Source organism: Pectobacterium sp. S5 (genome assembly GCF_051707265.1).
Lineage (GTDB): Bacteria > Pseudomonadota > Gammaproteobacteria > Enterobacterales > Enterobacteriaceae > Pectobacterium > Pectobacterium polare.
In genome coordinates, this window is record NZ_JAULSZ010000005.1 from 137802 (window position 1) to 163322 (window position 25521).

17 protein-coding genes and 1 pseudogene are annotated in these 25521 nt (G+C 53.9%); 13 read left to right on the plus strand and 5 right to left on the minus strand.

Features of this window, described 5'->3' with window-relative positions:
• Positions 1-67 precede the first annotated feature (67 nt).
• The 4 genes from bcsB (at position 68) to QWJ20_RS17830 (ending at position 8282) form a co-directional block, all read left to right on the plus strand.
• Positions 68-2386 (plus strand): cellulose biosynthesis cyclic di-GMP-binding regulatory protein BcsB, encoded by a 2319-nt coding sequence (gene bcsB / locus QWJ20_RS17815; protein WP_433993131.1) that lies wholly within the window; start codon positions 68-70, stop codon positions 2384-2386.
• A gap of 6 nt (positions 2387-2392) precedes the next feature.
• Positions 2393-3508, plus strand: coding sequence for a cellulose synthase complex periplasmic endoglucanase BcsZ (gene bcsZ / locus QWJ20_RS17820; protein WP_433993132.1), 1116 nt, complete (start codon positions 2393-2395; stop codon positions 3506-3508).
• Entirely contained in the window at positions 3490-6969 is a 3480-nt protein-coding gene (gene bcsC, locus QWJ20_RS17825; RefSeq protein WP_433993133.1) for a cellulose synthase complex outer membrane protein BcsC, read from the plus strand. Before bcsZ ends, bcsC begins: the two co-directional genes overlap by 19 nt.
• Positions 6970-7274: 305 nt before the next feature.
• Complete coding sequence (locus tag QWJ20_RS17830; protein WP_433993134.1) at positions 7275-8282, plus strand: hypothetical protein; 1008 nt, start codon at positions 7275-7277, stop codon at positions 8280-8282.
• Between the two features lie 101 nt (positions 8283-8383).
• Here the strand turns inward: QWJ20_RS17830 and ggt are convergent, their stop codons facing one another.
• From ggt to QWJ20_RS17845, 3 genes are all read right to left on the minus strand, one after another.
• Positions 8384-10177 carry a gamma-glutamyltransferase gene (gene ggt / locus QWJ20_RS17835; protein WP_433993135.1) on the minus strand — a complete coding sequence of 598 codons (1794 nt, stop codon included), beginning with the start codon at positions 10175-10177 and terminating at the stop codon, positions 8384-8386.
• Positions 10178-10254: 77 nt separating this feature from the next.
• Entirely contained in the window at positions 10255-11166 is a 912-nt protein-coding gene (locus tag QWJ20_RS17840; protein WP_174877186.1) for an EamA family transporter, read from the minus strand.
• Positions 11167-11328: 162 nt separating this feature from the next.
• Positions 11329-12537 (minus strand): aldose 1-epimerase family protein, encoded by a 1209-nt coding sequence (locus tag QWJ20_RS17845; RefSeq protein WP_103184809.1) that lies wholly within the window; start codon positions 12535-12537, stop codon positions 11329-11331.
• A gap of 392 nt (positions 12538-12929) precedes the next feature.
• Here QWJ20_RS17845 and QWJ20_RS17850 point away from each other — a divergent pair, with 392 nt between their 5' ends.
• The 9 genes and pseudogenes from QWJ20_RS17850 (at position 12930) to QWJ20_RS17890 (ending at position 23211) form a co-directional block, all read left to right on the plus strand.
• Positions 12930-14180 carry a valine--pyruvate transaminase gene (locus tag QWJ20_RS17850; RefSeq protein WP_433993136.1) on the plus strand — a complete coding sequence of 417 codons (1251 nt, stop codon included), beginning with the start codon at positions 12930-12932 and terminating at the stop codon, positions 14178-14180.
• Between the two features lie 535 nt (positions 14181-14715).
• Positions 14716-15234: an Hcp family type VI secretion system effector gene (locus tag QWJ20_RS17855; protein ID WP_012822145.1), complete on the plus strand. Its 519-nt coding sequence runs from the start codon at positions 14716-14718 to the stop codon at positions 15232-15234.
• A 91-nt stretch (positions 15235-15325) separates the two neighbouring features.
• Positions 15326-17185 carry a type VI secretion system tip protein VgrG gene (locus QWJ20_RS17860; RefSeq protein WP_433993137.1) on the plus strand — a complete coding sequence of 620 codons (1860 nt, stop codon included), beginning with the start codon at positions 15326-15328 and terminating at the stop codon, positions 17183-17185.
• Between the two features lie 76 nt (positions 17186-17261).
• Positions 17262-17702 carry a DcrB-related protein gene (locus QWJ20_RS17865; RefSeq protein ID WP_095993330.1) on the plus strand — a complete coding sequence of 147 codons (441 nt, stop codon included), beginning with the start codon at positions 17262-17264 and terminating at the stop codon, positions 17700-17702.
• Positions 17703-17719: 17 nt separating this feature from the next.
• On the plus strand, positions 17720-21934 hold the full coding sequence (locus QWJ20_RS17870) for an RHS repeat-associated core domain-containing protein (RefSeq protein WP_433993138.1): 4215 nt from the start codon (positions 17720-17722) through the stop codon (positions 21932-21934).
• Entirely contained in the window at positions 21934-22356 is a 423-nt protein-coding gene (locus QWJ20_RS17875; RefSeq protein WP_433993139.1) for a hypothetical protein, read from the plus strand. Before QWJ20_RS17870 ends, QWJ20_RS17875 begins: the two co-directional genes overlap by 1 nt.
• 66 nt (positions 22357-22422) lie before the next feature.
• Positions 22423-22571: pseudogene (locus tag QWJ20_RS17880) on the plus strand (RHS repeat-associated core domain-containing protein); the annotation flags it as partial.
• Between the two features lie 65 nt (positions 22572-22636).
• Complete coding sequence (locus tag QWJ20_RS17885; protein WP_433993140.1) at positions 22637-22738, plus strand: hypothetical protein; 102 nt, start codon at positions 22637-22639, stop codon at positions 22736-22738.
• A gap of 65 nt (positions 22739-22803) precedes the next feature.
• Complete coding sequence (locus QWJ20_RS17890) at positions 22804-23211, plus strand: hypothetical protein (protein ID WP_433993141.1); 408 nt, start codon at positions 22804-22806, stop codon at positions 23209-23211.
• Positions 23212-23531: 320 nt separating this feature from the next.
• Here the strand turns inward: QWJ20_RS17890 and dppF are convergent, their stop codons facing one another.
• Positions 23532-24542 carry a dipeptide ABC transporter ATP-binding subunit DppF gene (gene dppF / locus QWJ20_RS17895; RefSeq protein ID WP_095700997.1) on the minus strand — a complete coding sequence of 337 codons (1011 nt, stop codon included), beginning with the start codon at positions 24540-24542 and terminating at the stop codon, positions 23532-23534.
• Entirely contained in the window at positions 24539-25519 is a 981-nt protein-coding gene (gene dppD, locus QWJ20_RS17900) for a dipeptide ABC transporter ATP-binding protein (protein ID WP_095700998.1), read from the minus strand. Before dppD ends, dppF begins: the two co-directional genes overlap by 4 nt.
• Between the last annotated feature and the right edge of the window lie 2 nt (positions 25520-25521).

A 25521-nucleotide genomic window follows, 5' to 3' on the forward strand; every position in this document is an offset into this window, starting at 1 on the left:
TCACAGGCCGTGATCAACGGTCTTTCTCCTGACAACGAGAAAGGCCCTTAACCTTGATGATGACACGATGACGAAAAAAATAATCTGGTTCACCGCATTGGCTTTAGGCGTCAGCTCATTATCTCAGGCTGTCACCGCGCCGCACGCCCAAACACCGGCAATGGGGGACGCGACCCAGCCGCCCGCCACCGCAGCGCCAGCGACGACGATGCCAGCGATTCCTCTGGCGCCACCGGCGACCAACGCCGCCGTGCGCAACGTGGTGATGCCTTTTGCGCAAATCGCGCCTGCACCGGGCACCTTTGCGCTGCGCGGTGTCGATCCCAACGGGCAGATTGAGTTCGGCGTTCGCAGCGACGAAGTGGTCACACAGGCGTCGCTTGACCTCGAATTTACGCCGTCACCAGCGCTGATTCCCACCGAGTCGCATATCAAGGTTTACCTGAACAATGAGCTCATGGGCGTCACCACGATTAGCAAAGAGCAGATGGGGAAATCCAACCGCGTTCGCCTGCCTATCGATCCGCGCTACATCACGGACTTTAACAGCCTGCAATTGGTGTTTGTCGGCCATTATCAGAACATCTGTGAAAACCCAGCCAGCACCAGCCTATGGCTGGATGTCAGCAAAGCCAGCGCGCTCAACCTGCAATTCCAGAAGCTGACGCTGAAGGACGATCTGTCGCCGTTCCCTGCGCCGTTTTTTGACAGCCGCGATACCCGCCCGCTGACGCTGCCCATCGTCTTTGCCGACCAACCGGATCTGGTGCAACAGCGTGCCGCTGCGGTACTCGCCTCGTGGTTTGGCAGCAAAGCACAATGGCGCGGGCAGTCTTTCCCTGCCCTCTTCAACCAGTTGCCGAATAGTCACGGTATTGTGTTCGCGACCAACGATAAGCGGCCGGATTTCCTGCGCGATACTCCCGCCGTGAACGGCCCAACGGTATCGATCATCAGCCACCCCAACGATCCTCACGTGAAGCTGCTGCTGGTTCAGGGGCGTGATGACAATGAACTGCTTACCGCCGTGCAGGGCATCGCACAGGGGAACCCGCTGTTCCGTGGGCAAAGCGTCACCATCGATAAGGTCGAACAGCTCGCCCCACGCCAGCCGTATGATGCGCCAAACTGGGTTCGCACCGACCGCCCGATGACCTTCGCCGAACTACAGCAATATAACGAACAGCTGCAAACCGACGGTATCGTGCCCCGGCCGATTTCGCTGACCATGAACCTGCCGCCCGACCTGTTCCTGATCCGCAGTCAGGGCATCGATATGCGCCTGAAATATCGCTACACCGCGCCGCAGGTTCAGGACGGTTCGCGCCTGAGCATCAACCTGAACAACCAGTTCGTACAGGCCTTCTCGCTGGCACCGGAACAGGATCAGAATTCCCTGTTGATGCGCCTGCCGCTCACGCAGGGGCTATGGGATTCCGACAAGACCCTGTCCATTCCGGCGCTGAAACTGGGCACCACCAACCAGCTGCGCTTTGACTTCAGCTACACCACGTTGCTCTCCAGCGGCACGGCCGACCGCTGCGAAACCTATACGCCAGTCGTCAATCACGCCGTCATCGACAGCAATTCGACGATTAACTTCTCTGGCTATCGTCACTTTATGGCGATGCCGGATCTGCGTGCCTTTGCCAATGCGGGCTACCCGTTCAGCCGACTGGCTGACCTGTCACAAACGCTGGTACTAGTGAACAAGCAGCCACAGCCGGCTCAGGTCAGCGCCATGCTGAACGCCATCGGTAACATTGGGGCGCAAACCGGCTACCCGGCATTGGCGGTGCAGCTCAGCGATGACTGGACGCAGGCAGACAAGCAGGACCGCGATATTCTGATGATCGGCGCTATCCCGCCAGAGCTGCACGACAACAGCAAAATCAACCTGCTGGTCGAGCAAACGCAAAGCTGGATCAAGCAGCCAACGCGTCAGACCGCGATCCCAGACATGGGCTCGCCTGAATCTGACGCGACGCCAGACAGCAAAACCACCGTCAGCGGTGACGGCGCGATGTCGGCGATTATCGGCTTCCAGTCTCCGTATCACGATCAGCGCAGCGTGGTCGCCTTGCTGGCAGACAGCCCGCAGGGTTATACGCTACTCAACAACACGCTGATTGATGGCGAAAAAAGAGCCTCGTTGTTCGGTTCTGTTTCCGTCATCCGCGAATCGGGCATCAATAATTTGCGCGTCGGCGACGTTTACTACGTCGGCCACCTGCCATGGTGGGAACGTATCTGGCACGCCTTGGCGCAGCATCCCGTCTGGCTGGCGATCATATCGACCCTTACCGTCATTATTGTTGCCTGGCTGCTGTGGCGTGGCCTGAAATTCTTCAGCCGCCGTCGCCTGTCGCCGGATGAAAGGGACTAACGCACCATGCCACGCGTGCTGCGCTACCTGATCGCCACGCTGCTGTGGCTATGGGCTTCCCTGGCCACCGCAGCCGTCTGCGACTGGCCAGCCTGGGAGCAGTACAAGCAGTATTACATCAGCGAGGAAGGACGGGTGATTGATACCTCAACACCCAATAGAATCACCACGTCCGAAGGGCAAAGCTACGCCCTGTTCTTTGCGCTGGTCGCCAACGATCGCGTGATGTTTGATCGGCTGCTGAAATGGACGGAAGACAACCTGTCCGCAGGCGATTTGCGCGCTAATCTGCCCGCCTGGCTGTGGGGAGAGAACACGGATAAACAGTGGACGGTGCTGGACCCGAACTCCGCATCCGATGCCGATCTGTGGATTGCCTATAGCCTGCTTGAAGCTGGCCGACTGTGGAAAGAGGCGCGCTATCAGGCGCTGGGCACCGCGCTGCTCGCGCGCATCGCCAAAGAAGAAGTGGTGACGATTCCGGGGCTGGGCGTGATGCTATTGCCCGGCAAAGTAGGCTTCGCAGAGAAAGAGAGCTGGCGCTTGAACCCCAGCTACCTTCCGCCGCAGCTGCTGGCCCGATTTGCTCCGTTGGATGAGAAGTGGAAAGCGATGCAGCGCACCACGCAGCGCCTGCTGTTGGAAACCGCGCCAAAAGGATTTTCGCCTGATTGGGTCATCTGGCAAAAAGACAAAGGCTGGCAGCCCGATACCACCAAACCCAATGTCGGCAGCTATGACGCCATCCGCGTCTATCTGTGGGCGGGGATGATGGCCGACAGCAGCAGAGGGAAAACCGATTTGCTCAAACAGTTTCAACCGATGATGCAGCAGACGATCCAGCAAGGGCTACCGCCCGAAAAAGCGGACACCGCGACAGGCGCCGTCACCGGACAGGGATCGGTAGGTTTTTCCGCCTCACTGCTGCCAATGCTATCCCGCCAGGCGGACGCCCTGGCCGCCCAGCGACAGCGGCTCGCCGCCAATCCACCGGGTGACGATGCGTATTTCTCCGCCTCTCTGACGCTCTTTGGTCAGGGATGGGATCAGAAGCGCTATCGCTTCACCTCACAAGGCCAACTTTTACCGTCTCGGGGCAGCCAATGCACAACAACACCGTAAACTGGCTGCGCTTCCTGCCGTTATTGCTGATTGCGGCACCGCAGGCAACCAGCGCGGAAACCGCATCGCCAGAACAATTTCTAATGGAACAGGTACGTCTGGGAGAAGCCAGCAACAAAGACGATCTCGTGCGTCAGTCGCTTTATCGGCTGGAGCTGATTAACCCGGATAACCCCGACGTTATCGCCGCCCGACTGCGGCTGGCACTGCGTCAAGGCGATCAGGCACAGGCGCGCCAGCAGTTGGACAAGCTGAAGACTGTGGCTCCCGATTCTGCCATTTACCGGCAGGCAGAGATGACGCTGGCGCTGACGCAGGAAGCCACGCGTCAGCAATTACAGCAGGCGCGTTTGCTGTCTACCGCCGGGCGTTACGCGGAAGCCAAAGCGCAGTACGACACGCTCTTTCACGGCGAGCCGCCCACGCTCGATCTCGCCGTGGAGTATTGGCGTCTGGTTTCTCGTTTGCCGAATCAGGTACCCGTCGCGATTAAGCAGTTGGAAGCGTTGGATCAGGTTTACCCCAACAATGTTCCGCTGCGCATGGCGTTATCACGCCTGCTCTTCAGTCAGGATCGCAACGAACAGGCCTACCCGCTGCTGAAACAACTGTCTACCGATCCCGTCGGACGCAGTCAGGCGGCATCGCTCTGGCTGGAAATTATTGGCCGGATGACGGTTACCCCGCAGAGCGTGGCGGAACTCAACCGCTTCCTGACGGTATTTGATGACGGTGAACAGGCAGAAACCGCGCGCAAAGAACTCAACCGCCAGCAGGGAATGTTGGCCGATCCCACGTATCAGGGGCGTCTCCGCAGTCTGGCGGAGGTTGAAAGCGGCGGGGGCAACCGCGCCACGCTCGGTGAGTTAAATCAGGCGCTGGCCGTCACACCCAACGATCCCGAACTGATCGGCGCAGTGGGTCTGGTTTACCTGCGCGAAGGCGATCGGGTAAAAGCGCTGGCACAGTTCCAGAAGGCACTACAGGCGGATGTTAATCGCCTGAACAGCGGCAAATGGGAAGGACTGATTCAAAGTACGCAATATTGGACCACCATTGCGGAAGGCGACAACGCGCTAAAAGCCAATAATCTCCCGCTGGCACGCCAGAAATATCAGCAGGCACGCCAGATGGATAACACCAATCCCTATTCGCTGATTGGTCTGGGCGATGTCGCCGTTGCCAGCCAAAATGATACCGCCGCCCAGCCGCTCTATCAGCAGGCTTTACACCTTGAACCCGGCAACGATAACGCCCTGCGCGGTCTGGTCGGGATTTATCAGCGGCAGTCACCGGAGAAAGCGCTCACTTACCTCAACAGCCTGTCGCGCAGTCAGCAAAACACGATGCGGGAGACGCTTGCTGCGCTACAACTCAATATCCTGAAACAGCAGGCGGACCAACTTGCGGAACAGCAGCAGTGGACGCAGGCGGAAGAGAAGTATCGTCAGGCGAACCAGCAGGATCCGAACGATATTTGGTTTGCCTATCGCTATGCCCAGACGCTGCGCCAGTTGGGGCAAATGCAGCAGGCCGACAGCGTGGTACAACGCGCGACCGCTGTGCCACCAGCCGACGCACAGAAGAACTATGTTTACTCACTTTATCTGTCATCGACCAATCGCGATGAGCAAGCACTCGCTCACCTGAACACGCTTCCCGCAGCACAGTGGAGCGACGACATGCGCAATTTATCCCAACGTCTGACGATACAGACCACGCTGGCGAAAGCGGAAGCCATGCGCGATGCAGGTGATGAACCCGCCGCTATCGCTTTCCTGCGCCAGCAACCTGACGATACCCGTATCGATCTGCTGCTGGCGGACTGGGCGCTGGCACGAGGTGAATACGCGACGGCGCTGGCGAATTATCAACGCATCCGCACGCGGGAGCCGCAGAATCCCGATGCACAATTAGGTGAGATCGACGCATTTATCGCGCAGGGTCGGCAAGATGAGGCACGTCAGCGTCTGAACCAGCTCCCGGCGCAGGCAGCAGATACGCTCAATGCGCAGCGGCGTGTCGCCAACGCCTGGCAAGCGGTCGGAAATCCGCAAAAATCGACAGCACTTTTCCGCCAGCTCAAAATCGATGCGCAGAAAGAGCCGATCGGTCAGACTAAGGCATTGGTCTATCGCGATGCGGCGCGTGTTGAACAGCAACAATCTCAACCTGAGCAGGCGCAGCAAGACTATAAACAGGCGATGGTCGCAAGCGGCATCACGCCCGCTCTGCCGCAAAGTGACGATGACTACACCCGACTGACGCGCAATCAGACAGGAGACGACTGGCTACAGCGCAGCATCCGCGCCGATGCGGCGGACCTGTATCGTAAGCAGGATGTGACCGTCACGCTTGACCACGATTACTCGAGTTCGAGCGGTACCGGCGGCGTTTCCGACCTGAGCGCCCACAACACCCTGTTGCAGATAGACATGCCGCTGTACGACGGCCGCGCTTTCTTCCGCACCGATACCGTACAGATGAACGCCGGTTCCTTCTCGACGGACAGCAACGGTGCCTATCGGGAAACCTTCGGCACCTGTGCCACGCAGGACTGCTTCAGCGATAAATCGCAGAAAGCCACCGGCACCAGCGTCGCAGCAGGCTGGAAGAACGATCGCTGGTCGGCGGATATCGGCACCACACCGCTCGGCTTCGACGTGGTCGATATCGTCGGTGGCGCAAGCTACAGCGGTGACTGGCGGCAAATCGGCTGGACCGCGACGGCATCGCGCCGCCCCATCTCCAGCTCGTTACTCGCCTTCGGCGGCACCAAAGACCCGGGAACAGGCATTACTTGGGGCGGCGTGCGTGCCACAGGCGTCAGCCTCGGGCTGAGCTACGATCGGGGCGACGCGCACGGCGTCTGGAGTGATTTCAGCGTCCACCAGATTACGGGGAAAAACGTGGCCGATAATGACCGCGCCCGCGCCATGGCAGGCTATTACTACAAGCTGATTAATGAGGATAACCGACGCGTCACGGTCGGCCTGAACAGCATGTGGTGGCGTCACCAGAAGGATTTAAGCGGTTATTCACTCGGTCAGGGCGGCTACTACAGCCCGCAGCAATACTTCTCGCTGGGCGTGCCGTTGAACTACCGGCAGCGGACGGAAAACTGGTCGTGGGAACTCGGCGGCTCACTGTCGTGGTCACGTTCTTCGACCAAAGATCAGCGTCGCTACCCACTGACTGGCCTGCTGGGCAACGCCGCGATCACCGACCGAGACGCCATCGAACAGGGCAGCAGCAGTTCCGGCTTCGGCTACACGGCGCGTGCCATCGTCGAACGCCGCCTCAGCTCACACTGGACGCTGGGTGTCGGTATCGACATTCAGCAAGCGAAGGATTACACCCCAAGCCACGGCCTCATCTACCTGCGCTACTCCGCCTCAGGCTGGCAGGGCGATCTCGACAGCCCACCGCAGCCACTCATACCGTACGCGGACTTTAAGTAACCTTCCCACCTAAGACCTCATTGGGTTTCCATAACATCGGAAACCCAATAATTAAGAATGAACAGCATGTCAAAATACAGTATTGTTAGTTTTACTGAATATAAAAACCTCTAGACTGTTTTATATTATAATCGTAATCATAAACTAAAAAAAATAAAATAAGATAACATGGGGAATATAAAAACCAACACTCCTTATAATTGAATCTAAAAATAAGTTCGCCATTGAAAAACAACACGAGTATAATTTGTGCTCTTGCCAAGCGATTGCGGCAATAAATACACACATCAATGGAGTGAAGCACGATGTCTTTATTCATGCAGTTACGTACGCTTTTCCTTTTCATCATAACTCTCCTCGCGTTTCCCGTCCTCGCCCAACCATCATCCGCGGGGCTCAGTTGCGGGATTTATACGAGCGCTCGTGGGTTTGAAGTTCATGTCATTAATAGCCAGCTATTACACAACGTATATAAAAACGATCGCATCACAGAGCACTATATTCTGAATGACAACAAAGTTGACATGGTCTCCATGGAATCACTCATGACATCAGACTTTGATATCTCCCCCGACCGTAAAACACTTAAAGATTTCACTGGGGAATATGTCTTAACGGAAGCCAAAGAGTGTAGTGAAAATGTAAAAAAACCGGAAAGTGAGATAGGTAAACAGTGTTGGGAGAATATGTCAGCATGCTCAACGCTAATGCAAAAAAGTGATGTTAATACACTTAAACAACTATGCCTGGATAATATTTACGCCGCTTGTGAACAGTGGGACAGCATTGCTTTTGCCGGCGATCGAATAAAAAAAGCATTAGCCGCGACAACGAATCTGGATTTACCAATGCCACTCGAGCCAGAATGGATCGCTACCATTGTTGAATCATGTCGCACTGGATTGTCTGGGAAAATGTGTAATGAAGCCGCCAACGCATTGTGGAGTAACGGACAATATCTTGCCGCCCGAGATGCACTACAGCGGGCTTGCGATGCGCTGGAATGGAATAGTAAAGGATGCCCAAAAGCCGAAGCTCTACAGTCACTCACGGAAAGTGACATTTCCTCCCCAGCCTCTGGTTTGCCAGTCGGGCACTATGTAACGCGCAGCGGCGGGCCAGAGCTGTTTATCGCGCAAGATGGCACGGTGAAAATGAAGGGGAATTCATCGGTTAAGGCGCATCTTGATAATGAGCTGATTCGTATTCCACGCGGCCAGAAAGATGACTTCATCTTCCGTCGTGCCGGGGAAAATAAGCTGGTCGGTATCGATAGCGAGAATACGTTCAAAGTCTACGAATTGCAGAAATGAAATAAATCAGTAGCAGCACCTTTTCTCTGATTACTTCATAGCAGGGCGTGACGTCACTGGCATCAGGGGAAGCGAACAGCTTCCCCTGACATGCTTTCCGATTAATACCCTATAGCAGCCCCTGCTGGGCGGCGGATATCATTTGCGCCGTACAGGTAACCTTCACGCACTTTGCCAGATACCGCCGAGTCATTACCGGAATCCGCAGGCGTCACGCCCGCCGCGCCCGGTAAGCCGACCAGAATCAGCTCCGCTGCGCCCCAAGGGGTTTGTTCCACCATCTTGTAACCGCGCTGCTTCAGCAGGTTCAGCGTATCCGCAGACAGCCCACGCTGTTCGTAATACACCTCGTCCGGCAGCCACTGATGATGGATTCGCGGTGCGTCCACCGCTTCCTGCGGTGCCATGCCGTGATCGATGATATTCAGCGCCGTTTGCAGCGTGATGGTGATAATGCGCGAACCACCGGGCGAACCAAGCACCATGAAGACTTTGCCATCTTTCGTCACCAGTGACGGGCTCATGGACGAAAGTGGGCGCTTACCGGGGGCGATAGAATTACGTTCCCCTTGCACCAATCCGTACAGGTTTTTCTCGCCAACCTTCACGGTAAAGTCATCCATTTCGTTATTGAGGAAGAAGCCCGTCCCCGGCGCGATCACCACCGAACCAAAACGCCCGTTCACGGTATACGTGGTGGACACCGCATTGCCCTGATTATCCACGATGGAGTAGTGCGTCGTTTCCGGTCGCTCGTGCGGGCCAATCCCCGGCTGCACGCTCTGGGACGGCGTCGCGTTCTCCGGTTCGATTTTTTTGCGAATTTCAGCGGCGTAGTCCTTGCTCAACAGGCGCTCGACGGGATTACTCACAAACGCCGGATCGCCGAGATACGTGTTGCGGTCCATGTAGGCGTGGCGCATCGCTTCCGTCAGCACATGCACGGTGGCTGCCGAATTGAAGCCTGTCGATTTAATGTCGTAACCTTCGACAATATTGAGAATTTCACACATGGTGATGCCACCAGAACTGGGTGGTGGCGAAGAGACAAATTGATAACCGCGATAATTACAGGTTACGGGTGCCGTTTCGGTAATGCGGTAATTGGCAAAATCAGCCGCCGTCAGAATCCCGCCGCCCTGCTTTGCCGCCTTCTCCACCGTCTGCGGGATCGTGCCCTTGTAGAAAGCATCCGGCCCTTTAGCGGCAATCGCTGCCAGCGTATTCGCCAGATCGGTTTGCACCAGCTTATCACCGGGCTGCAACGCGCTGCCGTCAGGGCGCAGGAAAATACGCGCCGCTTCAGGATCGGCTTTGAAGCGCTTGACGGTAGTGTCCAGAATATCGGTGTCCGCTCGCGTAAGCTCAAAGCCTTCACGCGCCAGTTTAATCGCCGGCGCCATCACCTGTTCGCGCGTCAATTTGCCGTATTTTTGCAGCGCGGTATCCAGTCCCAGCACCGTTCCCGGTACGCCAGCGGCCAGATAACCATACAGGCTCGCGTCTTTTTTCACGCTCCCATCCGCGTTCAGATACATGTTGGCGCTGGCTGCCGCCGGTGCCGTTTCACGGAAGTTGATAAAGGTATCTTTCCCATCGGCCAGGTGCAGCGTCATAAATCCACCGCCGCCGATATTGCCACAACAGGGGTTCACCACCGCCTGCGCGTAACCCACGGCCACAGCGGCATCAATCGCATTGCCGCCCATTTTCATGATATCGACGCCAATCTGCGAAGCCAGATATTGCGAGCTGACCACCATACCGTTTTTCGCTTCCACCGCAGGGGCCGATGCTGCCTGCACAGCTCCACTCACCAGCAGCGCCGTCACGCTCAGTGACAACAGCAATTTTCCCGCTACCGTTCTTCCCGATACTGTGTTTCTTATTCTCATGAAAACTCCTTTATTCCATTGATTTCACTGAGTGCGTTTTATCGCACGTCCATGATCCTTAGCGGTTCGGCCTTGTGCTACAGCGGCTGGGAGCGCAGCCATAAACGCAGCCGCGCACCAAACACATTCACCAACAGGCCGACCATAATCAGCAGCGCCCCCACGATCTGTAGTCGCGAGAGCGCTTCGCCCAGAAAAACGGCGGCGCTGACCAACCCAACCACTGGCACCAGCAGCGACAGGGGTGCCACACGCCAGGTTTCATAGCGCGCCAGCAGGCTTCCCCAAATCCCGTAGCCGATGATGGTTGCCGCAAATGCCAGATAAACCAGAGATAAAATCGTCGGCAGTTGGATGGTCGTTAAACTATGGACAATCGCGTCCCGACCTTCAAACAGCCAGGAGCTGATAAAAAATGGCACGACAGGCACCAGCGCCCCCCACACCACCAGCGACATGATGCGCACGTCGCGGTTTTGGCTCATGATCACTTTATTAATGATGTTGCCCACCGCCCATGATAGCGCCGCCGCCAGCGTCAGTAGCAGCGTGGTAGTGGTCATTCCGGATGACATTTGCAGCGCTGTGCGACCTTCTGCCAGCACCACCATCCCTAGCGCCGCCACCAGAATGCCGACGACGTGATTCCAGCGCAGCTTTTCCGACAGCAAGACCGCGCCAACCAGCAGCGTAAAAAAGGCCTGAGCCTGTAACACCAGCGACGCAATTCCCGCGGGCATACCCAGCTTGATAGCGAGGAACAAGAAGCCAAACTGACCAAAGCTGATCGTCATGCCATAGGCGAGCAACCATTTCAGGGGAATACGTGGGAAAGGAACAAAGAAAATAGCTGGGAGCGCCACCAGCGAAAAACGTAGCCCTGCCAGTAAGAAAGGCGGCATGTCGTTCAGCCCGACCTTGATCACCACGAAGTTCACGCCCCATAGCACCACAACACAAAGCGCAAGCAGCGCATCTTTCAACGACATCCTCATCCCCTGATCAAATACGTAACAAATACCTTCCTCAAGGTACGCGTAAAATGAAAAAACGGATAAGAAAAGATAATTATGGCGTTACGTGACAATGACTAAGCGTAACCATGACGTGAGATAGCCGACCACCAGATTCTGTGGTCGGCATAGATAGCGTTACTCAATGGCGATAGGTTTTTCCGTCAGCGTGGTTTTGTTGTCACCCTGAATGGCTTTCACTTTCTGCTCCGTTTTCTGTACCGCATCAGCGCTACTCAACAGGCTGTATGTCAGCTCAAATGTCGTGCTCTGGCCGGGCTGTAGCTTTTTGACCCGCCCTTGTTCGCGTTCAATCGTAACCGGATAGGCGTAGTTAGTGCCGGGCTCGATCCCGGTGACGTAGCCCTGTTTTTCCGTGTCCGTGTTTTTCCACAGCGTCAGCAGCGGCAGCTGATGGGTATCAAAGGCAATCGACACGCCCTTATCCCCCGCCTTGTTCACCAGCGCCGCCAGCGTTTTGCCCTGTGCATCCGTATACGGCGTAATGTTGAACACCATTTCATCAAAGTCTTTTGTCGGGCCTTTGTAGGTTTGCCACGTTGCCAGACCCGCTTTGGCATGGTCATTAAACGGAGAAATGTCTTTTACCGGTGCGATGAAACGCGCGCCTTCTTCCAGAATCGGCGTACCGAAATTGCTGTGGTAGATAATCTGGTAGTCGCGCGGGTAGTCGGCTTTGTTGGTCAGCACATCGTGCACGGTAAACGACTCGCTGCCGGGGACATAACGCAGCTCAGTCCAGGTTTCCAGATTCGACTTCTTAAAGCTGTTTTCCTTCAACAGGCCGCGCACCGTAATGGTGTGCGGTGCTTTATCGCTGACTTCCACCACCACTTTTGAAGCTGGCGTGTTGCCCGCGCGGCCATGTAGGGTATAGATCATCCCATCACTGACGACCGGGTGCCCTGTCCATTCGAAGCCGCAACGCACCATCATCTCATTGAAACCTTCCAGCCAGCCCAGTCCGTTACGGCTTTCCAGATTGATGGTATTCGGGTTGACGACCTCATCAACCGGCGAATCCCACCCCAAACGGATGTTTTTGCCCGTCACATGCAGCAAGTTCATCCCTCGCGTCGGGCTGAGGGCAATTTTCAGGCCGTCCTGACTGGTAATCGTGATCACTTTACTGCCTTCCTGACGTCCGCCGTGCAGGACTTTTTGCTCAATGCTGAAATGCTGATTTTTTATCTTCAGGGCATCACTGCCAATTTGCCAGTTTCCCTTTTCCACACTGCCTTCAGCATCTGTCAGCACAAACGTCTGTGCCGATAGTTGCCATGATGTCAGCGCCAGTGTAATGCCTATAGCCAGTAATTTTTTCATGTTAACCATCCCTCTCTGCTGAATTGTTTTAGCTAATGCGAGCTAAAGACTACAAATCAGCGGATGGTCAGAATGTGATAGCTATCACCAGATGGAAAAATTCGGCATTGTCGCGTTATTTATCCAATTAGCATCACTAATTCACCATGAATGGCATCTATAATTGCAGAATTATTGAGATATCGATCGGTAAAAGCTGAAGTCGTTTCAGCAAAATACAGCCTACCGTCTGAAACCATTCCCACATTCATGTTCACATCAGCAAGTTATTCTAAATAGTAAACGCTACGCGGGATAAAAAATTACAAGTCTGTTTTTTGACCACATTGCACCCTATTGGCGCAAGCGCTATGGTTGCCGGTAACCTGTGTACGACCACTGATAAATAAACTATGAACTTTTCTCTTTTCGGCAAGAAATTCACGCGCCACGCTGGCATCACCCAATTAATGGACGACCTGAACGAAGGGCTGCGTACGCCAGGCGCAATCATGCTGGGCGGCGGCAATCCGGCACATATTCCGGAGATGGACAGCTACTTCAAACAGCTGTGTCAGGATATGCTGGAACAAGGGAAATTAACGGAAGCGCTATGCAACTACGACGGCCCGCAAGGTAAGGATACGCTGCTTAAGGCGCTGGCCGAGCTACTGAGTAATGAATTAGGCTGGCAGATTGGACCACAGAACATTGCACTAACAAATGGCAGCCAGAGTGCGTTTTTCTACTTATTTAACCTGTTTGCTGGTCGCCACAGCGACGGCAGCCTGAAAAAGGTGCTATTCCCGCTGGCACCGGAATATATCGGCTATTCGGATTCCGGGCTGGACGACAACATGTTCGTCTCCGTTCGCCCACAGATCGAACTGCTGCCCGAAGGGCAATTTAAATATCACGTCGATTTCGATCACCTGTCGATTACCGATGAGATCGGGCTGATCTGCGTCTCCCGTCCGACCAATCCGACCGGTAACGTGCTGACCGACGACGAGCTGATGCGTCTGGATATTCTGGCGCAGCAGCACAACATTCCCCTGCTGATTGATAACGCCTATGGCGTACCGTTCCCCGGCATCATCTTCAGCGATGCCACACCGCTGTGGAACCCGAACATCATCCTGTGCATGAGCCTGTCCAAGCTGGGTCTGCCCGGTTCACGCTGCGGTATCGTCATTGCGGATGAAAAGGTGATCTCCGCAATCGGCAACATGAACGGCATCATTAGCCTGTCTCCCGGCGCGGTCGGCCCGGCGCTGGCACACGAGATGATTCAGCGTGGCGATCTGCTGCGCTTATCTAATGACGTCATACGCCCGTTCTACCAGCAGCGCGTAACGGAAACCATCGCGATCATTCGCCGCTACCTGTCGCCCGAGCAGTGTCTGATTCATAAGCCGGAAGGCGCGATCTTCCTGTGGCTGTGGTTCAAGGATCTGCCTATCACGACGGAAATTCTGTACCAACGCCTGAAAAAACGTGGTGTCCTCATGGTGCCAGGTCACCATTTCTTCCCCGGCTTAGATCAGGACTGGCCGCACGCTCATCAATGCATGCGCATGAACTATGTGCCAGAGCCGGAAAAAATTGAACGCGGTATTGTGATTCTGGCGGAAGAAGTTGAAAAGGCGATGCAGGAAGGCTAATTCGCCACAAAAATAGACGCGCATTAAACGACATACGGTTGGGGCAAAGCACCGCCCCACTGTTTTTACTGCCCACTTGCAGTATGCCAAGATCAGATATTCCCTTCTTTTATTCACTCTCCCAGTTTTTGCCATCCTATTCTTACCGCCACAACATCAGGCGACTAACGATTAGCTTCTTGAATTATTTTCCGCATTTTTAATCGGTAATAACATTGATTTACCCCCAATCAATAGTCAATCCATTCCGAAAAGACGGTCATCTCACATCCCTAACCAAAACTTTCAGTATAACTGCGCACTCTGCGCAATTTCTTGCTCACTTTCTGGTGTAAATCACTTTTTGCGCAATGTCTGCAAACGATTCAGGAAGTCTGCGCAACTTCTTGCTCAAATTTTGCTTAGTAAAAATTTGAATTAGGTAAATTCATTTATAAAACAAATAGATAAATTTTGGCACATGAATTGCTATGTGAACGGCGAAGTACTAACCCTGTTCAACAACTCATTCCGTTTAACAACAAGGAGCAAGACTATGCCAACTCCATGCTATATCAGCATCGAAGGTAAAACTCAGGGCAACATCACCGCGGGTGCTTTCACTTCTGATTCTGTCGGCAACATCTATGTGGAAGGCCACGAAGACGAAATGCTGGTTCAGGAATTCAAACACATTGTCACCGTACCGACCGACCCACAGTCTGGTCAGCCGTCCGGTCAGCGTGTACACAAACCGTTCAAATTCACCGTCGCGCTGAACAAAGCGGTTCCACTGATGTACAACGCCCTGGCGTCTGGCGAAATGCTGCCAACCGTGACCCTGAAATGGTACCGCACGTCGGTTGAAGGTAAGCAAGAGCACTTCTTCTCTACCGTACTGACCGATGCCACCATCGTTGACGTTAACTGCCAGATGCCACATTGCCAGGATCCAGCGAAGCTGGACTACACCCAGCTGATCGAAGTGTCGCTGGCCTACCGCAAAATCGATTGGGAACACACCGTTGCAGGGACTTCTGGTTCCGATGACTGGCGTGCGCCGGTCGAAGCATAAGTTTCTATTTAACCCGGGCTTGCCCGGGTTTTCTGCATTGAGCCATGGCCCACGCCATGCCTGAGTGTGGATGACAGCATCAGGAGGACGGATGGCAAACAGTACAGGATTACAGTTCACCGTTAAGGTCGGCGCATTGCCTGCATCGACCTTTGCCGTGGTGGATTTTCAGCTCAGCGAGGCACTTAACCAGCCGTTTGCCCTGTCGCTGAATCTGGCCAGCCCCTTACCGGGGATCGATTTTGGTGCTGTTCTCGACCAGCCCTGTGAACTGCTGGTGTGGTACGAAGGCGAGCTCCAAAGGCGAGTAAGCGGCATTGTCAGCGCGTTCGCGCAGGGCGACACTGGTTTTCGCCGCACGCGCTATCAGGCAGAAGTCCGTCCGGCGCTGTGGCGTTTGGGGCTGCGTACCAACGCCCGCCTCTTTCAGGCACAGAAACCGGAAGCGATTATCGGCACACTGCTGGAAGAAGCGGGCATCACCGACTACGCCTTTGCGCTGCGTAACGAGCACGCGGTTCGCGAATACTGCGTGCAATATCGGGAAAGCGATTTAGCCTTTATTACCCGACTGGCCGCAGAAGAAGGCCTGTACTTCTTCCATGAGTTTGAGGAAGGCAAACATCGGCTGGTTTTTGCCGACGATGCTGGCGCGCTGGCGAAAGGCCCTGAGCTGTTTTTCAACCTTGCCACACAAGGGCTGAGCGAAGGAGCGTATGTACGCCGTTTCCGCTATTCCGAGGCGGTGCGAACTGCCGAGGTGGCGCTGAAGGATTACAGCTTCAAAACCCCGGCCTATGGATTGCTGCACAACAAGATGAGTGGTGAGCTGGAGCACCAGCGCGAAAGCTATCAGCACTTCGACTACCCCGGTCGTTTTAAGCAAGACCCGAGCGGCAAAGCCTTTACCAGCTATCGGCTGGACGCACTGCGAGCAGGCGCGATGACCGGCTCAGGCGAATCCAATGCCGCTGAATTGATGCCGGGCAGCAGTTTTACCTTAACCGAACACCCCAATCTGGCACTCAATATCGCCTGGCAGTTGGTTGCCATCACCCACAGCGGACAGCAGCCGCAGGCGCTGGAAGAAGAAAGCGGCGGCGAACCGACCACCTACAGCAACAGCTTCGAGGTCGTGAAAGCCAGCACCACCTGGCGCGCCGACCTGCCGTACAAGCCAATGGTAGACGGCCCGCAAATCGCGACCGTTGTCGGCCCGGCGGGTGAAGAGATTTACTGCGACCAGTACGGCCGGGTGAAACTGCAATTCCCGTGGGACCGCTACGGCGCGAGCGATGACCAGAGCTCCTGCTGGGTACGGGTCAGCCAGGGCTGGGCGGGCGGTCAGTATGGCCTGATCGCCATCCCACGCATCGGCCATGAAGTCATTGTGAGTTTCCTTGAAGGCGACCCCGATCAGCCGATCGTGACGGGCCGCACCTTCCACGCCACCAATCCCTCACCGTATCCACTGCCGGCGAACAAGACACGCACTTCACTGCGTACTTCAACGCACAAGGGCGCAGGGTTCAACGAGCTGCGCTTTGAGGATCAGGCCGGTCAGGAAGAAGTGTTTATCCACGCACAGAAAGACATGAACACCGTAGTGCTGAATAACCGCAGTACAGGTGTAGGCGTCGATCATGCAGAAAACGTCGGACGAGATCAGATCAGTGTCATAGGCCGCCATCAAATTCTTAACGTCGTCGAGAATCAGGGAACAGAGATTCAGGGTGCCCAGAAAGTCATCATCGGGGCAGGCCGAGAAACCGAGGTCACGATGAACGAGAAGCTGACGGTAACGGGAAATATCACCATCACCTCGACTGGCGGCAATATCGAACTGACGACGGGAGCAGGCTCGCTGACCATTTATCAGAACGGCAATATCGATATCAAAGGCGTTAAAGTCAACGTAATCGGAAGTGAACGTATTGATTTAAATAAATAATCAGGGAATGAGCCACCATACTATAGGTGTGGTGGCTTAGCGCTTACAACCACATCATTATTCGAGACATTTTATCGTGACGACAACATCTTCTTCCCACTGCATCTTCACCGAAGGCCGCATCACACTGCCTGACGGCTACTGCGATCGCACGGTGAATGCATTCACGCCCAGTCAGGAAGGCGAACCTGCTTTTACGGTTTCACGCGATGTACTGAACGACGGAGAGGTATTGAGCGGCTATATCGATAGGCAGTTGGATCTGATGGTTCAGCATTTTAAAGGTTGGAAAACACAGGGCCGTGAAGCGATTTGGTTAGGCAATAACGTACTGGAAGGTGAAAGCCTTCAGGCGAGTTATATACGTGATGGTCAACGCATTTGGCAGCAGCAGGCGGTATTCGCATTAGATAGCGCACAGATTCTGGTTTTCACCCTATCGAAAACCGCCGCGCCTTCTGCTGCCGATGAATCTCGATTCAACGCCCTGATCGGGAGCTTTACGTTTAACCAATAACGATAAGGAATATTGTTATGTTTGAAGCCGCACGCGTTGGTGATGGGATCGGGCATTCAGGTGCGTTAGCAGGCATGATTGCGGGCACCATTGTCGGTGGGTTGATTGCCGCAGTCGGTGGCATTGCTGCCGGTGCCTTATTTGTGGCGGGTCTCGCCTCCTCTTGCCTGGGCGTTGGCGTGCTATTGATTGGCCTCAGTTTTGCTGTGGGTTGGGCGACTGGCGTGCTGGCAGAAAAAGCGCGTGATGGCATTGCCGAGGCGGGTGCCAGCAGCATGTCAAAAGCCGGAACCATTGATACAGGCTCACGCAATGTGTTCATCAACGGTATGAAGGCCGCCCTCGCCACCCTGAGTGTGGCCAGCTGTAGCAAAGATGGGCCTTCCATGCAGGTGGCGCAGGGCTCGGAAACGGTATACATCAACAGCCAGCCCGCATCCCGCCTTGGCGATAAAGTGAACTGTGGCGCCACTATCACGGAAGGTTCTTCCAATGTTTTCATCGGTGGGAAAGCCAAATCCACATTACCCATCAAACCGGAAGTTCCTGAATGGCTCTATAAAGTCTCTGATTTAACGCTGCTTTTCGCCGGACTGATTGGTGGCGTCGGCGGCGCAGCGAGCAAGATCGGAAAACTGGGTCAGCTTTTACAAAAACTCCCCGGTATCAATAAGATCCAACGCATTGCCTGCCGCTTTGGTGTGCTCATGACCGGTGTCGCGGCTGGGGGCATTATCGCCCGCCCGATAGACATCGTGAGCGGACAAAAATTTCTGTCGGATGAAGATGAACTGGACTTTGTCCTTCCCTCTCGCTTACCCGTGTATTGGCAACGTTACTGGCGTAGCGGTAACCCCAGCGATAGCGTTCTGGGAAAAGGATGGAGCCTATTCTGGGAAACAACGCTGACGCGCTATCAGGACGGTTTGGTCTGGCGTGCACCGTCAGGCGACTTGATTTCCTTCCCTTTCGTTCCCATCGGCCAGCGAACCTATTGCCCAGCAGAGAAACGCTGGCTGGAGCATCATCAGGATGAAAGCTGGTCGGTTTATGGGCCAGACGGTGAAATATGGTATTACACGGCGTTGTCTTCGCAGGGAAAGGCCGTGCTGGCACGCATTGCCGAGCCATGTGGCAATGACATACTCCTTTTCTGGAACGACGACGACACGCTTAACACACTGACGGACAGTGCCGGGCAACACATTACCTGCCGATATCTTGATGGTCGGTTGGAAAGCGCTTGGCTGGATGAATCGACCTGTCTCGTGCACTATACCTACAATACGCAAAGGCAGCTTGTCACCGTCACCGGGCGGGGCGGTAGCGTGCGCCGTCGTTTTACCTGGCAGGATGACGGGCTGATGGCCAGCCATGAAGATGCCAACGGCCTGCTCAGCGAATATCAGTGGCAGGAGATTGCCGATTTACCTCGCGTGGTGGCATACCGCAATAGCGCGGGTGAACAACTCACGCTGGAGTACGACTTTGCCGGACAACGGAGAACCGCCCGCAGGGAGGATGGCATCGTCGCGCAGTGGGTGCTTGACAATAATGACCACGTCGTCAGCTTTACCGATTACGATGGCCGCGTTACGGCTATGCGTTATGGCGACGATGGCGAACTGTGCGAGGTCATCCTGCCCGGCGGCGCATGCCGCAAAACCATCTGGGACGACTACGGTCGCATGCTCAGTGAAACTGACCCGCTGGACCGTGAAACACACTACCAGTGGTATCGGCTGACAGATAATGTTGTGCAGGTGACCTATGCCGACGGCAGCCGTGAGCAGATGCAGTATGACGACCTCGACCGGCTGGTTGAGGAAACAGACGCATTAGGGAATATCACTCGTTATCACTATCCCCATGCGCAGGATAGCCTACCGGACAGCATCACCGATGCACTGGGCGGCACCGTCACACTCGCTTGGAATCACCAGGGGCTGCTGACGGCACGTACTGACTGTTCGGGGCAATGCAGCACCTTTGAGTATGACCATTACGGACAACTGCTGGCTTCTGTCGATGCGGAAGGCCACACTACCCGCCGGGAATGGGATGCCTGCGGGCAACTGACTGGCGTTATCTACCCGGATGGTCGCCGGGAAACGCTACGCTGGAATGCCCGAGGTCAGTTACAAACATGGCGTGATGCCCAGAACAGCGAAGTACGCTGGCAGTATAACGTATTGGGCCAGCCCGTCAGTGTGACAGACCGCCTCCGCCGGACAAAACGCTGGCACTATGACACGCGCGGGCTGTTGTTGCGGTTAGAGAATGGCAACGGCGCGGAATACCAATTTGGCTATGATGCCGTCGGCCGACTGGTTAAAGAACGGCGCGTAGATGGCGTCGAGCTAACTTTTTGCTACGACGACGCAGGCCACCTGTGTCAGCGATCACAACGCGGAAATGCAGCGAATGATGAAGCCATCTCGCACATTTATCAGCATGATGCGGCCGGGCAACTGGTACGTCGCGCACATGCACACGCCGAGTTTCACTACCAGCACAGTGACAGAGGGCGGCTGGTTGCGCTAAAACGCGAGCCTACCGAGGAAGGCCTCGCACTGGGTATCACCGCCGATGAGGTCAGACTGGCCTATGATACCGCAGGCTATTTGTCGGGAGAGTGTGGTAGTGAGGGAGACATCGGCTATACACGGGACGCACTGGGGAATGTGGGTACCCTGTCTCTGCCGGATGGCGACGCGCTGCACTGGCTGCGCTACGGCTCTGGACATGTCAGCACGGTTAAATTCAATCATCAGGTGGTCAGCGAGTTTACCCGTGACCGTCTGCACCGGGAGGTCACCCGTACACAGGGACGGCGCGAACAGCGACGGGACTATGACCGTTTAGGCCGCCTGACTTCACAACGCAGCGGACTTTGGGATGTCGCAGAGCCGGAACAGCAAATATTATCGCGGGCCCTAAGCTACACCGCATCCGGCGAACTGGCCTCGGTCAATGACACTCTGCGCGGGGACGTGCAGTACGATTACGATGCAGAAGGCCGTCTGCTGAAGCGCATTGACGTGCACTGGCAGGTGCATCACCGGGCCTACGGCTACGATGCGGCGGACAATATACAGGATGCGGGCCACTCACGTTCAGCCCCGCTTCCGCTGCCGGACAACCGCCTGCTGAACTGGCGTAACCTGTGGAATCAGTATGACAGTCAGGGCAACCTGACGCGGCGGCGTGACGGCGAAACAGAGCAATTTTACAAGTACGATGCTGATAATCGACTGCTGGAAGCACGGGGCCGGGGTCCGCAGGGCGAGTTTGTCGCCTACTACAACTATGACGCCCTGGGCAGACGCACTCGTAAAACCGTTATTTGGGGCGAAGACGGAAAGCAGGAAGAAACACGTTTCCTGTGGGAAGGCTTCCGATTGTTGCAGGCCAAACACGCTGACCGAACAGAAAGTTATATTTATGACCCGAACGTCTGGTGGTCACCGTTAGCGCGTATCACCCAGTGCCCAAGTGATAACGAAGGCGATATCCGCTGGTTCAACACGGACCTGAATGGCGCACCGCTGGAAATGATGGATGCGGACGGCGCGGTCCGCTGGAGCGGCGACTACAGCAGCTTCGGAGCCCTCAACGGGCAGACGCAGGACAGCGAAAGGTTCCGCAACGGCAAACCGGTGGAATCCCAGCCGTTACGCTACGCCGGACAATACGCCGATGACGAAACCGGTTTGCATTACAACCTGTTCCGCTACTATGATCCCACTGTAGGCAGGTTTACTACGCAAGACCCGATAGGGCTGGCGGGCGGGGAAAATCTGTATGCCTATGCGCCTAATCCGATTAGTTGGATCGATCCTTTAGGGCTAGACTATTCTGTATGGCAAATTCATTCTCCGGGATACAACGATATTGTACAAAAAGGACTTCATTTTTATGCTCCAGGCAATGTGGAGCTATCAGTTAGGCCCGATCACAAAGGAGGAATAACCTTTAAGAATGCCATACCAAACCAAGCAGGGAATGATAAAGTTGAGAGAGCAATAATTGAAGCCAAGAAAAAATTCGAAACAGATGCTAGATTTAGAAACGATATAATTAGTAAATCAGATGATGGTGTAAAATCCGTTCTAGAACACGCGAAGAGAGAATCTGGTTCATTGCGAGATCTCGCCAATGGTCGTTCTAGAGAGCTTAAAGATATATCTAGGAATGTTAAAAGATTCAATTCTAGGGTAGGATGTAACTAATGGAAAAGAAAAAATATCATCTAAAAAATGAAAGTTTACACGACATCATAAATTCTAATAAGTTTGGAAATGTAAAAATAGGATCCTCTATATTAGATATTATCTCATCTTTAGGTGAGCCTGATTCAAAGCCAGAAAAAATAAGTAGAAAATCAAAAATATATAACTATATATATGGAAATATAAGTATTTTAGTTGAAGATGAGTTTGTAGTTGCAATAAACATTGATTTTCATGGGAAAAGCAACAATTTTATTAAATTAGAGGATATTGTTAATTGGAATTTAGAGGATTGGATTAAATTGGCAAAAAGCAAATCGTGGAATATAGAATTAATTAGCGATACCACTAACATTTATGGAGATGGAATAAGCTTAGCCCTATCCAGAGAGGGTAAGATAGCTATGGTTTCAATTAGGTAACTGATAAAATTACATAGTTCAACACGGCTCTGAACGGAGCCGAGGTCATTACGCTACGCCGGATAATACGCAGATGACGAAACCGGTTTGCACTACAATCAGTTCCGTTACTATGATCCCACTGTAGGCAGGTTTACTACGCAAGATCTGATTGGGCTGGCGGGCTGAACCTGTATGCTTATGCGCCTAATCCTATTAGTTGGGTGACCCATTGGGTCTTGATGTTATTCGCTTAAGGCACTATACGAGTAATAAGGGTCTTGAAGGTATTAAAGAATGCATGACAATTAAGCCTTCAGATCAAAATTCTGTGTTTGCAACCAAGGCGAAAGGAAAGCCATTAAGTATGGCTGATGCAGCAGAGAAGTTTAAAATAAAATAAAATAAAACCATGCCAGAAATTATATTGATATAGACTCCAATCAAGTAGAATTCAGAAGAAATGATTTGGGTGTTGATGCATATAAGATAAAAGGCGAGGTTAATTTGGATAAAAAACAACAAAATTTAATAAGAGATGCTAATATTATAAAAGAATACGATTCAGAAAATACGGATAATCTAAAGGAGATTTTAATATCTTTAGAGGAAATTGTTACTGTAATAGATAAAATAGGATCTGGTTTTGATAAAAGTAGTAGAACGGCGCCAGCGCTATTACTTTTTTTTAATCAATGTAATGTATTAAACAAATTATCCAAAACACGAAAATATTTATATCAGGAGTTAGAAAACCGGATATCTCCTGAAGAATATGATGAATGGGTAGAAAATGACTTTCCTTTATGGCAGCCCCCCTATGAGAAAACCGAAAAGGAAATATTGGAAATGATAAATACTGTAACATCAAAATAAGTACTTACAACGTATTTTAAGATGTTGGATAAAATAAAGCAGGAAAGATCTCCTATGAACTCCCCTGCTATTTCTTATCTACTGTTTATTGTGTGCACCGTCAGAGACTAATCTCTGTTTAGATCACCAATCTCCCCCACTCAATCATCACCGTTATCGGCATCCCGGCCATAAATCCCAAATCTTCCGGAGTTGGCCTTTAAAGCTAATAGCTGAAGTCAGGTTAAATTTAGCGGAATACTTAAGCGATAGCGGGCAGGTACAGCCAAAAAACCTACGCCCCACATCGCGGCAAAGCGGTGTGGGGCGTTGAAGGTAAACTAGGCGACTGCGGTGCCCTGTTCGTCCTGATCAACAGCGAAGCAGGCAACCTGCTGTTCGCCGTAGGTTTTCAGCTGCGGCTGGAATTGTGTGCAGGTGCTGAAGCAGCGCTGGCAGCGAGCGTTGAACGCGCATCCCGGCGGCGGATTCAGCGGGCTGGGCAGTTCACCCGTCAGCTTAATGCGTTCGCGGCGTAGATCCGGGTTCAGGCGCGGCGTCGCGGAAAGTAACGCCTGCGTATACGGGTGGCGCGGGTTGTTGAAAATAGCATCTTTACTGCCCTTCTCCACACAGCGGCCCAGATACATCACCATCACTTCATCAGCGATGTGTTCAACGACGGACAGATCGTGCGAAATGAAGACGTAAGACAGCCCCAGCTCCTGCTGCAAGTCCATCATCAGGTTCAGCACCTGTGCGCGAACCGATACGTCCAGCGCCGAAACGGGTTCATCGGCAATCACCACGTCCGGGTCCAGCATCAATCCACGGGCGATAGCGATACGCTGACGCTGACCGCCGGAGAACATATGCGGGTAGCGATCGTAATGCTCCGTTTTCAGCCCCACTTTCGCCATCATCGCCAACGCTTTTTCACGGCGTTCGGCTTTTGACAGCTCAGTGTTGATCTGGAGCGGTTCTTCCAGGATCTGACCGACTTTCTTACGCGGATTGAGCGATCCGTACGGATTCTGGAAAACGATCTGGATCTTCTGCCGACGCAGCTTCTGCGCTTCAGGATCGTGCTTCAGCAGATCCTGCCCCTGATAGTACAGCTCGCCATCAGACGGGGTTTCGATCATCGTCAGCAGGCGGCCCAACGTGGATTTTCCACAGCCGGATTCCCCTACCACCGCCAGCGTTTTACCGCGTTCCAGCGTAAAGGAAACGCCGTCCAGCGCTTTCACCATCCGCTCTGGCGCAAAAAATCCCTTTTTCACCGGATAGTGTTTCTTCAAATCAATCGCATGCAGCAAATACGGCTGCGATGTTGCGTTCAGTTCACTCATAGGGTTGGCCTCCCCGCATCATCGAGCGGTGTATGACATTTCACCTGACGACCAGGAATATCGCGCAGTGCAGGTTCTTCCTGACGGCAGCGGTCCTGCGCATAGGGGCAACGTGGGTTTAACAGACAGCCGTTCGGGCGGTCGTATTTACCCGGCACCACGCCCGGCAGCGATGCCAGTCGGGATTTATCCGCCGCAAACTCAGGCAATGCACGTAGCAGCGCCTGGGTATACGGATGACGGGGTGCGCGGAAAATATCCGCCGCTTTGCCTGACTCCACGACCTGCCCGGCATACATCACGATGATGTGGTGTGCCGCTTCGGCCACCAGCGCCAAATCGTGGGTAATCAGGATCAGCGCCATGTTTTCACGCTGCTGCAATTCGAGCAGCAGTTCGATGATCTGCGCCTGAATGGTCACGTCCAGCGCCGTGGTTGGTTCATCGGCAATCAGCAGCTTCGGCCTACAGGCAATCGCCATCGCGATCATCACGCGCTGGCTCATCCCGCCGGAAAGCTGGTGCGGATACACGTCAAGACGTGAGCCCGGATCGGGAATCCCGACCAGCGTCAGCAGGTCAATCGCTCGCTGACGACGGGTTTTGCGATTACCGCCCTGATGCACCTTGATAGCTTCCATGATCTGGTAGCCCACGGTGTAGCAGGGGTTCAGGCTGGTCATCGGGTCCTGGAAAATCATCGCGACTTCAGAACCCACCAAATTACGCCGTTCTTTCTCAGAAATTTTCGTTAAGTCACGTTGGTTAAATTCCAGCTTGTCGGCCATCACTTTGCCGGGGTAATCAATCAGCCCCATAATCGCCAGCGAGCTGACGGATTTACCGGAGCCGGATTCCCCGACGATACCGACCACCTGCCCTTCTTCCACCTGATAGCTGATACGATCGACCGCACGAAACGGCAGATCCTCATCACCAAAGTGAACCGACAGTTTATCTACATTGAGCAACGCCATCT